This is a genomic window from Sporosarcina koreensis, assembly GCF_000826145.2.
GTDB classification, from domain to species: Bacteria; Bacillota; Bacilli; order Bacillales_A; family Planococcaceae; genus Sporosarcina; species Sporosarcina trichiuri.
In genome coordinates this window covers 133,597-148,722 of the sequence record NZ_LN651337.1, presented here as the reverse complement: position 1 = coordinate 148,722, position 15,126 = coordinate 133,597, and the positions used below count along the sequence as shown (strand labels likewise).

The following is a 15,126-nucleotide window of genomic DNA, read 5'->3' as shown; positions in this document are numbered from 1 at the left end:
GCCAGAGTTATCGGACACTTCGCACGGCGTATCGGACAGATCGCTGAATGTATCGGCATCCAGGCACAATTCAAGCGATGGCTTGTGCTTGCTTACGCTCGTTTGCTGTCAGTGCCGTCCATGCACGCGGCAGCTGGCCATGGACAGGACGGCGTTTTGGCGCGCAGAAAAGAGACAAGCCAGGTGTCGTCGTAGGCGTATCGGACAGTTCGCCGGAGTTATCGGACATTTGGCGCGTAGTATCGGACAGTTCGCGTGAGATATCGGACACTTGGCACAAAGTATCGGACAGATCGCTGAATTCATCGGCATCCAACCACAATTCAATGAACAAACATCAGCGAATCACCTAAAAAAAACAGGAAACCGGCACATCACTGGCCGGTTTCCTGCTTTTCATCAATTGAATGAGATCATCGTATATTTCTTTTTGCCCCGCCGCACAATTGCGAATGCGTCTTCCAGCCGGTCATCGGAACCGACCGTGTACTCGGTGTCCATCACTTTGTCGCCATTCAGCGAGATGGCGCCGTTCGCAACATCTTCGCGTGCCTGCCGCTTGGATGGTGAGATGCCGGCTGCTACGAGCAGCTCGACGATATTGTGTTCCGCTTTCTCCACTTCAAACGTCGGTACGTCCTTGAACGCATCTTTCATCTCGGAGGCGGTCAGCTTTTTCAGATCACCGCTGAAGAGCGCTGCCGAAATCCGGATTGCCTGGTCCAGCGCATCCTGCCCATGGATGAGCCGTGTCATCTCTTCTGCGAGTGTCTTCTGCGCTTTCCGCAAGTGTGCCTCTTCCTGCACCGAACGTTCCAATGCTTCGATCTGCTCACGTTCCAGGAACGTGAAGATCTTCAAGTAATGGATGACGTCCGCGTCTGCTGTGTTCACCCAGAACTGGTAGAACTCGTACGGTGACGTTTTCGCTGCGTCGAGCCATACTGCGCCGCCCGCTGTCTTCCCGAATTTCGTACCGTCGGATTTCGTCACAAGCGGAATGGTGATGCCGTATGCTTTCGCCTCTTCGTCATGCGTTTTCCGGATGACCTCAAGCCCCGTCGTGATATTGCCCCATTGGTCCGATCCGCCGATCTGAACGCGGCAGCCGTAGTGATCGTACAGATGATTGAAGTCGATCCCTTGGATGAGCATGTACGTGAACTCGGTGAAGGAAAGCCCGGTTTCCAGACGGGACGCGACGTTCTCTTTGCCGAGCATGTAGTTGATATTGAGCAATTTCCCGTAGTCACGCAAGAATGCGATGGCACTCATCGGCCCCATCCAGTCTTTGTTGTTCACGAGGCGTGCCCCGTTTTCATCCGTGAAGTCGAACAGCCGCTCTAGCTGGACCTTCAGCCCCTGGACATTTCTATCGACCTGTTCTTCGGTCTGCAGCTGACGTTCATCGGCACGGAACGACGGGTCTCCGATCATCCCGGTCGCTCCGCCGATCAGCAGGATCGGACGGTGCCCGTGCAGCTGGAAGCGCCGCAGCGTCAAAAGCGGAACGATATGCCCGATATGCATGCTGTCCGCTGTCGGATCGACTCCGCAATACAGGGATATCTTCTCTTCCTCCAGCAGTTTTTGCATCCCTTCCTCATCGGTCTGCTGGTACAGCAGTCCTCTCCATTTCAGATCTTCTACCAGATTTCCTGTCATCCTGATCATCCTCCCTGTTCTTCCGAATAAAAAAAGCCCCTGCATGATCGCTGATCGATCATGCAGGGACGCCCTCTTTGTAGTTCGGCGCGGTACCACCCGGCTTGAGACAGGCTATCCGTCTCCGCTCTGCCAGCCATAACGCCGCTGTCCGCGCAACACTCCAAAGCTGTAATTCGTCAACAGGGTTCCGGGCAGCTCGCACCAAACGCTGCCTCTCTGAACGGATTGCCTGTTCCTACTCCGGCTTTTTCTCCGTGAAGAAGTTCTTATCTCACATTGTAAGCCAAATTGGAAATTTGTCAAACTAATTTCGTCAATTGCCAGCACATTATGCTATAATTAATGAGATTTTTAGGGGGGAACGAATTGACTAAACATGAAAAGAAACGTGTTGACGAACTAGAACATAAATTCGAAACGATGAAGAAAACCAAATGGGCGAAAAACACCCGGATCGCATCAGGCGTCATCTGGAATCTATTTTTGCTTTTCTTAGTAATCGGTTTGACATTGACTGTCTTCGGCGCTTCGGTCGGAGCCGGCTACTTCGCCTCTCTCGTCAGCAAGGAGCCGCTGCGCTCCAAAGACGAAATGCGCAGCGAAATCTTCAGCTACGAAGAGACCTCCGAAATCTACACCAATGGGAAATACTTGAGGAAAGTGCGGTCGGATATCGACAGGAAAGAAGTAAAGCTTGCAGATGTTTCGCCGCATGTCATCAATGCCGTCTATGCAACAGAGGACGAATACTTCAACACGCATAACGGAATCGTTCCGAAAGCTGTATTCCGCGGTCTTTTCCAGGACGTCACGAACTCCGACAGCCAGACCGGCGGCTCGACACTGACCCAGCAGCTCATCAAGAACCAGATCCTGACGAATGAGATCTCCTATGAGCGGAAAGCGAAGGAACTGCTGCTGGCCATGCGGCTCGAGCACTTCATGACGAAGGACGAAATACTGGAAGCCTATCTGAATATCATCCCGTACGGCCGGAATTCGAATGGCGGTAACGTCGCCGGCATCGAAGCGGCGGCGGAGGGGATCTTCGATAAGAAGGCAAAGGACCTGAACCTTGCGCAGGCTGCCTACATCGCCGGCATCCCTCAGGCACCATACGCCTACACGCCATTCTACAACGGCAAAAAAGGGCTGAAAGACGAAGCGGGACTGCGTCCGGGCGTCAACCGCATGAAAACCGTGCTGTTCCGGATGCGGGAGACCAATTACATTACGGAAAAAGAATACAATGAAGCGATTGCTTATGACATCACGAAAGACTTCCGGGCGCCTGCGAAAGCGCCGAAGGACCGTATCGAATATCTGACTGATGAGATCCAGAGAGAAACGATCGATGCACTATCCGACATTCTGGCTGAAGAAGATGGAGTTGACGCAGCCCGTCTGAAAGAGGACAAGAAACTTAGGGGAAAGTATAATATCTTAGCTGAACGATCTATGCGGAATGATGGGTACAAGATCTACTCTACTGTGGACATGACCCTCTATAATACGCTGAATGACGTGGCCGACAACTATACGCAATATGGCTTCACATACACGGACAAAAAAACAAAGGAGAAGCTGCCCGCTCAAGTAGGCGCTATGCTCTTAGACAATAAGACCGGCAGAATACTTGCGTTTGTCGGCGGCCGCGATTACCAGCTTGAAAAGACGAATCATGCCACGCAGGCTTATCGCTCACCTGGTTCGACTATCAAACCGCTGCTCGTGTATGGTCCTGCTATTGAATATGGTGCCATAGGAGCAGGCAGTCCGGTTGTAGACGTGAAGTTCAATTATAAAGGATGGGAACCGTCAAACTTCCTGGCCTCTCAGGAACTCGGTATCATCCCTGCCCGACAGGCACTTGCCACTTCGCAGAACTTGGCGGCGGTGCGGCTATATTACGATATTCTGAACCGCAGACCTGCCGAATACCTGAAAAAGATGGGATATGACAAACTTCATCCTTTGGACTACGAGATCCCGGCTGCTGCCCTGGGCGGTCTGAAATACGGTACAACAGTTGAGCAGAATACTTCTGCTTATTCAACATTTGCAAATGGCGGTGTCCATAATGATCCTTACATTATCGACAAGATCGTTGATAAGCACGGCAAAGTGATTTACCAGCACAAAGCCGACCCGACTGAAGTATTCAGCCCTGCGACTGCCTATATGATTACAGACATGCTCCGTGACTCGGCGCGTGAAGGAACCGGAGCCAATATGACACGTCAGCTGAACTTCAACCTGGATATCGCTTCGAAGACCGGTACGAGTTCGAGTTACTCCGACTCCTGGCTCGTCGGATACAATCCGAATGTCACTCTTGGTATCTGGCTCGGTTACAAATACCAGACCCTCTCTCTGCAGGGGCCGGGCAATGCACAATACGGCACGACGAACACCCGGACCACTACGTTGTACGCCAAGATGATGAATGCCGTCAACCAGGCACGACCGGCGACCGTTGGTAAAGAGGCACGCTTCCAGCAGCCGAAAGGGGTTGTGACGCGTTCGTTCTGCGGAATTTCAGGACTGGCCCCATCGGCCGCCTGTTCGTCCGCCGGTCTGGTCCGGTCCGACTTGTTCAATGCGAATGCGATGCTTCCGAACAAACCGGATGACAGTATCATTTCGTCATCTTCTGTGTCCGTCAAAGGTAAACGGTATGCAGCTCTGCCGTCCACACCGCGGGAGTTTATCACCGCCGGCGGGACAGGTGTCAATGAAGAGTTCATCAAGCGGATGCTCGGTCCACTTGGCGGCGATGCGTCGAAACTGTTCCCTGCGAATTCGGCATTCACATCACGTGTCGTCTCGGGCGCTGTGTTCCCGGCGGACAGCGTGGCACCGGCAGGCGTTTCGGCCTCGCAAAACGGTTCTGTCCTTACGTGGACACCATCCCCGTCGAATGACGTCATCGGATATTACGTCTACAATGGCGGCACACGTGTCGGCACGGTGATTGATGGCCAATCGCTGTCCTTCCCGATGGGCGGCGGTACGTATACTGTCCGCGCGGTCGATATAACCGGTAAGGTTTCCGGCCCTTCGAATGCCGTGACAGGTGCAGCGGCGGCTCCCGCACCGGAACAACCATCCGCCACTCCGCCAGGCGGTGATTCAGACAGCGGCGGAGATGAAGACAAATCTGAACCGCCGGCGTCCGGAGGCGATACAACGGCCAAACCGAAGCCGCCTGCGAATAATGGCGGAGACGGAAAACCGAATCCCCCTTCCAATAACAACGGGAACAGCGGCAACAACGGCAATGCAGGGAATGGCAACAACAATAATAACGGAAACACCAATGGCGACAGTAAGCCGAAGCCGCCTGCCAATGGAAGCGACAGCAACAAGAAACCGAATCCTCCGGCAGACGGTGATAAGGATAAAGGAAAAGACAAAGAAGGCGGCAACTGATGCAAGTCGCCCCCTTCCCTGTCTCCTTCACAATTGAAAAAACTGGGCACTCCCATATTCGGGGGTGCCCAGTTTTTTTGAGATTTCTCAGTCTTCCATTGTCGACAAATCACCTGTCGGCAGGTCAAGCTCCCAGGCTTTCAGCACGCGGCGCATGATTTTACCGCTCCGTGTTTTCGGCAATTTGTCCTTGAACTCGATTTCCCGCGGAGCAGCGTGGCCCGCCAGCTCTTTCTTCACGAATTGGCGGATGTCTTCCTTCAGCTCATCGGATGGCTCATAACCGTCCTGCAGGGCGATGAACGCCTTGATGATTTCTCCGCGCACGGGATCCGGCTTGCCGATGACCCCTGCCTCGACGATTGCCGGGTGCTCGAGCAGTTTACTTTCGACTTCGAAAGGTCCGACCCGCTCCCCGCTCGTCATGATGACATCATCCACACGGCCCTGGAAGAAGAAATACCCGTCTTCATCCATATAAGCGGAATCACCGGAGACATACCATTCATCGTTCAGGAAGTACGAATCATATTTCTCCGGATTATTCCAGATGGCCCGCATCATCGCCGGCCAGCCTTTACGGAGTGCCAGATTGCCCATCCGGTTCGGCGGCAGGACGTTCCCTTGGTCGTCTACGATGGCTGCTTCGATACCCGGAACCGGTTTGCCCATCGAGCCGGGCTTCAGTGGAAGCGAACCGAAGTTGCAGATCATCTGGGCGCCGGTCTCCGTCATCCACCATGTATCATGGATGCGCATATGGAATGTCTCCATCCCCCAGCGGACGACTTCCGGATTGAGCGGTTCCCCGACGGACAGGATATGCCGCAAGGACGATAGGTCATGCCCTTCCATCGCGGCTGCACCTGCACCCATCAGCATTCGGAAAGCGGTCGGTGCACTGTACCAGACAGTCACGCCGAATTCCTCGATGGCTCCATACCAGCTGTCCGTCGAGAAACGGCCGCCGACGATCAGATTCGTTGCGCCCGCAAGGAACGGTCCGAAGATTCCGTATGCCGTACCGGTGACCCAGCCCGGATCGGCCGTGCACCAGAAGACATCGGTCTCCCGCAGATCCAGCACCCATTTCGCAGTCTGGATCTGCTGCACCATCGCTTCCTGTACATGCAGAACGCCTTTCGGTTTCCCAGTCGAGCCTGACGTATAGTGGAGCAATGTCGGCGACTCCCGTTCGAGCCATTCCACGTCGAACTGCTTGGAAGCTTTTTTGAAATGTTTATTGAAATCGATCACTTTTCCTTCTTCTGTCACGTTGTCCCCCACGACAAAGACAGTTTCCAGATGAGGCAGCCGGTCGACAGGGATGCGGTCGACCAGTTCAGGTGTCGTCACGATCGCCTTGGCATCACTGTCATCGAGACGGTCATACACCGCGCCTTCCATGAATGCCTCGAACAGCGGACCGGCGATCGCGCCGACTTTCAGCGCTCCGAGCAGCGCAAAATATAATTCGGGCGAACGCGGCATGAAGATGAAAATACGGTCGCCTTTCTCAAGCGTCGAGCAATTCTTAAATACATTTGCCGCCTGATTGGAATACTTTTTCATATCTCCGTATGTGTAGGATTCGTGCCGTTCCCCGTCCTTATAGAACAAGGCCACCTTGTTTTTACGGTACGAGTCCGCATGACGGTCGATCGCCTCATGTGCGATGTTCACCTTCCCGGTCTCATACCAGCTGAATTCCTTTTCAGCTTCCTTCCAATCAAAGTTTTTGACGAGCTCGTCATAGTTATCCATCTGGTAATCCGTTCCTTGCGCCGGAATGATTTTTGTAACCATAACAGCACCCCCTTAAATATGTACTAACACGTTTTATTCTACATGAATCCGAAATGAATTAGCAAACAATTAATATTCTTTGGACTGTTCCCTGTTTTGTTGGAAATTGAGGGTAACTGTCTTTCAAATTCATGTATACTGATAGCAGAAGGACTAACAGCACAAGGCGGTGAAGTTGTTGGAGCACAGAAAAACGTACAATGCACTTGAATTGAAGCATAAGAATGGGAACCTTATCATAGAAGGACCAATCCGCACTTCCGATCTCGAAAGCTATTCGTTCCATGAAGGGCTGGTCGCCTTTCGTCCTGCGAAGCAGCAGAAGGAGGCACTGATCGGCATTTCCAAGCTTCCTGAAGGCCGGATCATCATCGCACGCGATCAGGATGAGATCGTAGGGTATGTCACCTATCTGCATCCCGATCCGCTTGAAAGATGGTCGGAAGGGAATATGGATAACCTGATCGAATTGGGTGCCATCGAAGTGATCGCCAAGTACCGCGGCGGGGGTGTCGGCAAAGCATTGCTCGAAGTATCAATGATGGATGACGCCATGGAAGACTATATTGTAATTACGACGGAGTATTACTGGCATTGGGATCTGAAAGGGACAAAGCTGAATGTCTGGGAATACCGGAAAGTCATGGAGAAGATGATGCAAAACGGCGGGCTTGAGTATTACGCGACGGATGACCCGGAAATCTGTTCGCATCCGGCAAATTGCCTGATGGCCCGCATCGGCAGCCGGATCTCCCAGGAAGACGTCCAGCGATTCGACAGCCTGCGATTCAAGAACCGGTTTTTATACTGAGAAAGAAGGGATACTATGCTGCTGGAAGAAATCATGCAAACTGATGTGATTACACTGTCGCCCTCCCATACGGTGAAAGACGCAGCGGACATCATGAGGAAGCACCATATCCGGCATCTGCCGATCACCGAGGACGGGACACAGCTCGTCGGGATCTTCACGGACCGTGACCTGAAGGAAATCCTTCCTTATGGAAAACAGGAAGACCAGACTCCGGTCTTCGCCATGCCTCTCGCTGAGTGCATGGTGAAACACCCGATCACCGCACATCCGATGGACTTCGTGGAGGAATCGGCTCTCGTCTTCTATCACAACCAGATCGGCTGCCTGCCGGTCGTGTCCAATGACCGGCTCGTCGGCATCATTACGGAAACCGATCTGCTCTATAAGTATATTGAACTGACCGGCGCCCATCAGCCCGGCTCCCAGATCGAAGTGCGCGTTCCGAACGTACCCGGGATCCTGTATGAGGTTTCGAAAGTGTTTCACGAGTTCCAGACGAATGTCCAGAGTGTCCTCGTCTATCCGGACAAGGAGAACGACGCCAGCAAAATCCTCGTCATCCGCATAAAAACGATGAATCCGATCGCCATCATCGACGGACTGAAAGAACAGGGATTCGATGTGCTGTGGCCGAACTTCCCAGGGACAGGCGTATGATGAAAGATGCTGTGTTCGTCTATTCCGAAGACCAGCTCGGCTATTCGTTTTCGGATTCGCACCCATTCAACCAAAAAAGGATCGTGCTGACGCTGGACCTGCTGAAAGAAATGAATGCCATTACAGACAGCGATATCGTCGTTCCGCGGGTCGCCACCGATGAAGAATTGCTGCTTGTCCACGAACCGAAATTCATCGAGATGGTAAAAAAAGCCGGACGGGGTGAAGTCGGTCCAGAAATCGGTGCTGTCTATGGAATCGGGACGGAAGACACCCCGATCTTCCCGAATATGCACGAGGCCAGTGCCATGCTGGTCGGCGGCACCCTGACAGCGGTCGATGAAGTGATGCAGGGACGCGCCCGCTATGCGCTGAATCTGGGCGGCGGCCTCCACCACGGATTCCAGGGCAAAGCATCAGGCTTTTGCGTGTACAATGACAGTTCTGTCGCCATCCGCTACTTGCAGAAGAATTACAATGCACGTGTCCTATATGTGGACACGGATGCACATCACGGGGATGGTGTCCAATGGTCTTTTTATGACGATGAAAACGTCTGCACACTGTCCATCCATGAGACCGGCCGCTACTTGTTCCCGGGAACAGGCCATGTGACAGAGCGCGGAAATGGCAAAGGATACGGAACGTCATTCAATTTCCCGATCGATGCATTCACAGAGGATGAATCGTTCCTCTCCATCTATGAAACTGCCATACGGGAAGTCGCGGAGTGGTTCAAGCCGGACGTCATCCTCACACAGAATGGTGCGGATGCCCATTACTTCGATCCGCTGACGCATTTGTACGGGACGATGGAACTCTACAAGCAGATTCCGAGGATCGCAAGAGAAGTCGCAGAAGAGTATTGCGGGGGGAGATGGATTGCGGTCGGCGGTGGCGGCTATGATATATGGCGGGTCGTACCGCGTGCGTGGTCGCATATCTGGTTCGCCATGAAACAGCTGCCAGCACCTGCAGGACCGCTTCCGGAAGAATGGCTCGCCCGCTGGCAGCCGGAGTCCCCTGTCCCTTTCATCGAGACGTGGGAAGATCCCGACCCACTGTATCCGCCGATTCCGCGCAAACAGGAGATCGAGGAGAAAAATGCACAAGTGATGGGCAGGTCGCTGCATTACATACGGAACGAGCAGCAGCGGCAGTAGAATCTGTCCAAACGCCGTTTCAGGCACACAAAAGGGTTGGAAATCATTTCGATTTCCAACCCTTTTTCCATAGTCTGAGCGATCCTGTTCTGCTTCTCACTGCCTTGCTGTCAGTGTTTGCGGATGGAATCCCGCTGCTCAAGCTGATAGGGGAGAATGACCTGCTCGCGGTCGACTTCTTCGCCGTTCATCAATTTCGTCAGCAGCCGCATGGATACCGCGCCGAGATCATACAGGGGCACGCGGATCGCAGCGAGCTGCGGACGGACCGCGCGTGCCAGGATGGAATGCTGGAAACAGATGATTTCCATGTCTTCCGGCACCTTCAGACCGTCATCCCGCACACCGTTCATGATACCGACTGCAATTTCATCGTTCCCTGCGAAGATGGCGGTCGGCGGCTGCTCGAGCCGGCTCAGCTGCTTCCAGGATTCGTACGCATCGTCATACGTATTATCCGTTTCCACGATGAGCTCCTCATGGACCGGAAGACCGGCCTCCGCCATCGCTTCTTCGTAGCCTGTCTTTTTGGACAGAAGATTGATGTCCCGGCTGAACGGACCGGAGACGAAAGCGATCCGTTCGTGGCCGTTCGTGACCAGTTCGCGGACTGCATCATATGCCGCTTTCTTGTTTTCGATATTGACTGTCGGAAACTCTTCTTCCGAATCCAGTGTGCCCGCCAGGACAATTGGCACGTTCGCGGTCTTCATCTCTTTCCGGACGTCTTCGGTGATGGAATCACTCATGAAGATGAGGCCGTCGACCTGTTTGCCGAGGTGGTCTTCGATGAGTTCCATTTCGCGGAGGGCCCGCTTGTCGGAATTCGACAGGATGATATTGTACTCATACATCGTCGCGACGTCTGCGATCCCTCTCGACAGTTCAGCATAATAGCTTTTTGAGATGTCGGGCACGATAACACCGACTGTCGTGGTCTTTCTGCTGGCGAGGCCCCGTGCAACTGCGTTGGGCCGATAGCCGAGCCGTTCAATGCAAGCGGTTACCTTTTTGCGTGTTGCCGGTTTTACATTCGGGTTGCCGTTGACCACCCGAGATACGGTCGCCATGGAGACGTTCGCTTCACGCGCTACGTCGTAGATTGTTACCGCCATACTGACCTCCCCTTCTCCGTCTGGTTATTCTTCCTGAACCATTATACCAAAATGCCGGAGCTATGAAAGCTCCGGCGGTGAATTATACTATTTGATGAGTATTCATGAAACGCTGCATTTCATCATAGAACTCATCGAATTGCTGGAGATTCATCTGCTGGGCTGCATCGGACAGGGCGACAGCCGGATCTGGATGGACTTCCGCCATGACGCCGTCCGCTCCGACAGCTATCGCTGCCTTCGCTGTCGGGATCAGGAGGTCCCGCCGGCCTGTCGAGTGTGTGACATCCACGAACACAGGAAGGTGGGTCTCCTGCTTCAAGATCGGCACTGCCGAGATATCCAGCGTGTTCCGCGTCGCCTTTTCGTATGTACGGATGCCGCGTTCGCACAGCATGATCTGGCTGTTCCCTTTGGAGATGATGTATTCAGCTGCATTGATGAACTCATCGATCGTCGCCGCCAGACCGCGCTTCAGAAGGACCGGCTTATTGGTTTTACCCGCTTCCTTCAGCAATTCGAAGTTCTGCATATTGCGGGCGCCGATCTGGATGACATCGATATAATCGAGCGCTTCTTCCAGATGGGACGGCGTGATGATCTCCGTTACGATGGAGAGCCCAGTCTCATCCGACACACGCTTCAGGATCTTGAGTCCTTCCAGGCCGAGACCCTGGAAGTCGTACGGGGACGTCCGCGGCTTGTACGCCCCGCCCCTCATCATTGTCAGGCCCTTCGCTTTGATGGAATCCGCGACTGCTTTCACCTGCTCATAGGACTCGACGGCACAAGGCCCGAAGACAAATGTCGGCGTACCGTCCCCGATTTTCTCTCCGTTAATGTCAACGATTGTATCCTCCGCTTTCCGCTTACGGGATACGAGCAGTGCATTGCGCTGCTCATCTTCCTGGATTTCAAGTGCGGACATGAAGATGCCTTTGAAGATTTGTTCCAGCACACCATTTGGAAGCGGTCCATTGTTCGCCTGTTTCAGGGAATCGAGCATTTCGCGCTCACGCACAGGGTCATAGCGGTTTACACCCTGTTTCTCTTTCACTTTGCCGATTTCCTGCACGACGGCTGTTCTGTCGTTGATAAGATCCAGAATACTCATGTTCAGCTCAGTCACTTTGGACCGAAGTTCTTCCAGTTCGTTCTGGCGCATCTCCCATTCTCCTCCCCACTCACGGCATTCCCTTTTCGCATTGCGGAATGTGTGATACATTTTTAATAATAGACCCAGTATAATGAACTGCTGTTGAAAAGTCACGCTATTTCGCTAAATAGTTGTATTTAATATATCGGAACATTGAGGAGGATCACTTGTGGCACCATTATTTGCTTTGGATATCGGGACGAGGTCCGTCGTCGGTATCATTCTGGAACAGACGGACTCCGGCTTCCATGTCATCGATCTGGAAGTCATCGAGCATAAGGAACGCTCCATGATCGACGGGCAGATCCACAATATCGTCAGTGTCGCATCTGTCATCAGTGACATGAAGACACTGCTGGAAGAACGTCACGGGCCTTTGAAGAAAGTGAGCGTCGCAGCAGCAGGACGTGCATTGAAGACTGCAGTCGGCACGATGGAAGTAGATATCACCGGACAGGCACTGATCGGCAGCGAAGATATCAACCGCCTTGAGCTGGGAGCCGTGCAGAAAGCCCAGCAGGAGCTGATGTCGGCGGAATCCTTCACGGCGGACAGCCAGTATTACTGTGTCGGCTATTCGGTCCTCCACTACTTGCTGGACGGGGAACCGATCGGCAGTCTGATCGACCAGAGCGGTCATTCCGCAAGTGCTGATGTCATTGCGACATTCCTCCCACGGGTCGTTGTCGAGTCCCTTCTGTCCGCACTGAAACGGGCGGATCTGGAAATGGAGGCACTGACACTCGAACCGATAGCCGCAATCAATGTCCTGATCCCTCCCTCGATGCGGCGTCTGAACGTCGCCATGGTCGACATAGGGGCGGGCACGTCGGATATCGCGATCACGAGCCGGGATACTGTCACTGCATTCGGGATGGTGCCTGTCGCAGGCGATGAAATCACGGAAGCACTGAGCACCGCGTATCTGCTCGACTTCCCGGAAGCGGAAACCGTCAAGCGGCAGCTTGCGGAAAACGAAACTGTCACAATACGTGACATCCTCGGTTTCGAACAGGAATATCCGAGCAGCCAGGTCACTGCCGGCCTCTCCGCAGCAATCGAACGTCTTGCAGCTTCCATCGCCACGGAAATCCGACGGCTGAATAATGGCGAATCACCGCAGGCCGTCATGCTGACAGGCGGCGGTAGCCTGACTCCGGGCCTTTCATCCCGTTTGAGCACCCAGCTGGATCTGCCGGCCCAGCGTGTGGCAGTGCGCGGACTCGACGCGCTCAGCACTGTCACGCTTGCAGAGAAAATCGCCAAATCACCGGCGTTCGTCACGCCGATCGGTATTGCGATTGCTGCACAGCGTGCGCCGATCCATTACATGTCCGTCACAGTGGACGACAAGCTGATCCGGTTGTTCGAACTGAAAGAGATGACAGTCGGTGACGCTCTGCTGGCTGCTGGCATTAAAGCGCGTCATCTCTACGGGAAACCGGGTCTTGCCCTCCGGTTCACGCTGAACGGGCAGGAGATTACATTGCCGGGAAGCCATGGTACTCCTTCAGTCATCGAAAAGAACGGCAAAGTTTCCGGTACGAAAGAACGGATTGAAAATGGGGATACGATCCGGCTGACGCTGGGGAAAGACGGGCAGCCGGCTGCCGCCACCATCGGTGATGTGGCAGAGATGGACATGGCACCGCTCACAATTTCCGTAAATGGGGAGTCTTTCACCCTACATACGGCAGTGACCGTAAACGGTGAACCGGCGAGTATGACAGACCTTGTCAAAGACCATGATGAAATTATCGTCCGCCGTCCCGTTTCAATCCGTGATGCGTTGGAATCAGCGGAAGGACTGTCTGCCACCCAGTCTGTTCAGGCTATCACCCTGAACGGCAAGCGCGTCCATGTAAAGACAAAATCACCGGTCTTCAGAAAGAACGGGCTGCCCGCCAACCTGACGACGCCTGTCGAGGATGGTGACCGGATCGACATCGAAACCTGCACACCGCAGACGGTCTTGGATATAGCTGAGGAACTCGGCGTCCGCCTGACAGAGCGGATGTCCGTCACGTTCAATGGACAGGAAGTAACGATTGCAAAACCGCGTTTTTCCGTCCTGGTGAATGGGCGGACAGAAGACCTGCAGACAACGGTTGGTGAAGAGGATCAGCTGACAATTTCCCCATTGGCCGGCCAGCCGATTTCATTCAGCGACGTATTCGCATTTGTTGACTATCAGCTGCCTGCCGGAACGGCGACAGGCTATCGTCTGCTGCGGAACGGTCAGCCGATTCAATTCCATGACGAATTGTTCGGGGGAGACCGTCTGGAAATCATATTGACATAAAAAAGCCATTCGGCATGCAGCGGCATACCGAATGGCTTTTCGCTTATTTGTTTTTCGGTTTTTCATCCGAAACAGGATTTTGGTTGATGATCTTGTTATCTCCGACGTTGGCAGAGTTGTCGTAAGCGACATCACTGTTCTTTGTCGTCTGGTTGCTCGCTTCTTTTTTCTCAGCCGATATATTTTTGTCAGCGGAAGAGCTGCTGCCGGAATTGTTCTTGCTGTTGCTGTTTTTATTGTTGTTGTTCTTATTGCTATTGTTGCTGTTATTGTTGCTGTTGCTGTTGCTGTTGCTGTTGCTGTTGCTGTTGCTGTTGCTGTTGCTGTTGCTGTTGCTGTTGCTGTTGCTGTTAGCAGACTTGCTGCCGTCTTTGTTGTCTTTTCCGACAATCGGCTCTTCGCCCTCGGAAGAAGCAGTCCCATCGTCCATCGGCGCCATCGTTTTCGAAGACATCGATTTCACTTTATCCGTCAGGCTGTCTGTCTGATCCTGGACAGTCTTCTTCAGATTTTCCGACTTATCTTTGGCAGTGGAAGTCAGTTGAGATGCCTTGTCCTTTGCTGTGGACGACAGATCAGCCGCTTTGTCCTTCGCTGATGACGTCAGATCGACCGCTTTGTCTTTTGCTGTGGATCCGAGTTCGATACTCTTATTCTTCAGCTGGACAGCCTGATCGGAAAAGTCTTCGCGCATCTCTTTACCGGTCTTCGGTGCAAGGAATAATGCAGCCGCCGCCCCGATGACGCCTCCGACGAGCGCTCCCATGAGGAAACTGCCTGTGCTTGAGCTTTCGTCCTCATAGAACTTATCAGTATCCGAAGGAAAATAATTGTAGTTCATCGGCAGCTGTGATGGCTCGCCGTATGAATTTTGGTAGTTGCTGCTGCCTGTCGTATTGCTGTACGATTTGCTTTGGTTGTAGTTGTCGCTCATTCGAATTCCTCCTTAGAATAGGTTGCCTGTGTTAGTCTTTCCGTTTTCCCTGTTTGTAATCTCTGTCGTGACGCGGGCC

The 15,126-nt window shown here is 53.3% G+C and carries 11 protein-coding genes; 5 read left to right on the top strand and 6 right to left on the bottom strand.

What is annotated here, in order from left to right:
* Positions 1-70: 70 nt before the first annotated feature.
* Positions 71-334, bottom strand: a complete 264-nt coding sequence (locus BN1190_RS06455) for a hypothetical protein (protein ID WP_040286171.1) — start codon at positions 332-334, stop codon at positions 71-73.
* 65 nt (positions 335-399) lie between these two features.
* The gene (gene tyrS, locus BN1190_RS06450; RefSeq protein ID WP_040286170.1) at positions 400-1,665 is read right to left on the bottom strand and encodes a tyrosine--tRNA ligase; all 1,266 of its coding nucleotides are present in this window, start codon (positions 1,663-1,665) and stop codon (positions 400-402) included.
* Positions 1,666-2,088: 423 nt separating this feature from the next.
* On the opposite strand from tyrS, the gene BN1190_RS06445 reads away from it, so the two are divergent.
* The gene (locus tag BN1190_RS06445; RefSeq protein WP_052461830.1) at positions 2,089-5,100 is read left to right on the top strand and encodes a transglycosylase domain-containing protein; all 3,012 of its coding nucleotides are present in this window, start codon (positions 2,089-2,091) and stop codon (positions 5,098-5,100) included.
* Between the two features lie 87 nt (positions 5,101-5,187).
* Here BN1190_RS06445 and acsA read toward each other — a convergent pair whose 3' ends face one another.
* Complete coding sequence (gene acsA / locus BN1190_RS06440) at positions 5,188-6,906, bottom strand: acetate--CoA ligase (RefSeq protein ID WP_040286169.1); 1,719 nt, start codon at positions 6,904-6,906, stop codon at positions 5,188-5,190.
* Positions 6,907-7,084: 178 nt separating this feature from the next.
* Between acsA and BN1190_RS06435 the strand changes: the two genes are divergently transcribed.
* Genes BN1190_RS06435 through BN1190_RS06425 form a run of 3 tightly spaced genes read left to right on the top strand, consistent with a single transcriptional unit; the run spans position 7,085 to position 9,540 of the window.
* Entirely contained in the window at positions 7,085-7,717 is a 633-nt protein-coding gene (locus BN1190_RS06435) for a GNAT family N-acetyltransferase (RefSeq protein WP_040286168.1), read from the top strand.
* A gap of 15 nt (positions 7,718-7,732) precedes the next feature.
* Positions 7,733-8,377 (top strand): acetoin utilization AcuB family protein, encoded by a 645-nt coding sequence (locus BN1190_RS06430; protein ID WP_040286167.1) that lies wholly within the window; start codon positions 7,733-7,735, stop codon positions 8,375-8,377.
* The gene (locus BN1190_RS06425; protein WP_040287172.1) at positions 8,377-9,540 is read left to right on the top strand and encodes an acetoin utilization protein AcuC; all 1,164 of its coding nucleotides are present in this window, start codon (positions 8,377-8,379) and stop codon (positions 9,538-9,540) included. The genes BN1190_RS06430 and BN1190_RS06425 overlap by 1 nt, the downstream gene beginning before the upstream one ends.
* A 110-nt stretch (positions 9,541-9,650) precedes the next feature.
* On the opposite strand, the gene ccpA is transcribed toward BN1190_RS06425, so the two are convergent.
* Both ccpA and BN1190_RS06415 read right to left on the bottom strand, forming a co-directional pair.
* Entirely contained in the window at positions 9,651-10,655 is a 1,005-nt protein-coding gene (ccpA, locus tag BN1190_RS06420) for a catabolite control protein A (RefSeq protein WP_040286166.1), read from the bottom strand.
* 82 nt (positions 10,656-10,737) lie between these two features.
* Positions 10,738-11,820 (bottom strand): bifunctional 3-deoxy-7-phosphoheptulonate synthase/chorismate mutase, encoded by a 1,083-nt coding sequence (locus BN1190_RS06415; protein WP_040286165.1) that lies wholly within the window; start codon positions 11,818-11,820, stop codon positions 10,738-10,740.
* Positions 11,821-11,980: 160 nt separating this feature from the next.
* Here BN1190_RS06415 and BN1190_RS06410 point away from each other — a divergent pair, with 160 nt between their 5' ends.
* Complete coding sequence (locus BN1190_RS06410) at positions 11,981-14,113, top strand: cell division protein FtsA (protein WP_040286164.1); 2,133 nt, start codon at positions 11,981-11,983, stop codon at positions 14,111-14,113.
* 43 nt (positions 14,114-14,156) lie between these two features.
* Here BN1190_RS06410 and BN1190_RS15205 read toward each other — a convergent pair whose 3' ends face one another.
* Positions 14,157-15,047, bottom strand: coding sequence for a YtxH domain-containing protein (locus tag BN1190_RS15205; RefSeq protein WP_052461730.1), 891 nt, complete (start codon positions 15,045-15,047; stop codon positions 14,157-14,159).
* Positions 15,048-15,126 lie beyond the last annotated feature (79 nt).

Coding starts and splice junctions, on each gene's coding strand:
- BN1190_RS06415 (WP_040286165.1), bottom strand. CDS start 11,820: ATGCGCCAGAACGAACTGGAAGAACTTCGGTCCAAAGTGACTGAGCTG.
- ccpA (WP_040286166.1), bottom strand. CDS start 10,655: ATGGCGGTAACAATCTACGACGTAGCGCGTGAAGCGAACGTCTCCATG.
- acsA (WP_040286169.1), bottom strand. CDS start 6,906: ATGGTTACAAAAATCATTCCGGCGCAAGGAACGGATTACCAGATGGAT.
- BN1190_RS06445 (WP_052461830.1), top strand. CDS start 2,089: ATGAAGAAAACCAAATGGGCGAAAAACACCCGGATCGCATCAGGCGTC.
- BN1190_RS06425 (WP_040287172.1), top strand. CDS start 8,377: ATGAAAGATGCTGTGTTCGTCTATTCCGAAGACCAGCTCGGCTATTCG.
- tyrS (WP_040286170.1), bottom strand. CDS start 1,665: ATGACAGGAAATCTGGTAGAAGATCTGAAATGGAGAGGACTGCTGTAC.
- BN1190_RS06430 (WP_040286167.1), top strand. CDS start 7,733: ATGCTGCTGGAAGAAATCATGCAAACTGATGTGATTACACTGTCGCCC.
- BN1190_RS15205 (WP_052461730.1), bottom strand. CDS start 15,047: ATGAGCGACAACTACAACCAAAGCAAATCGTACAGCAATACGACAGGC.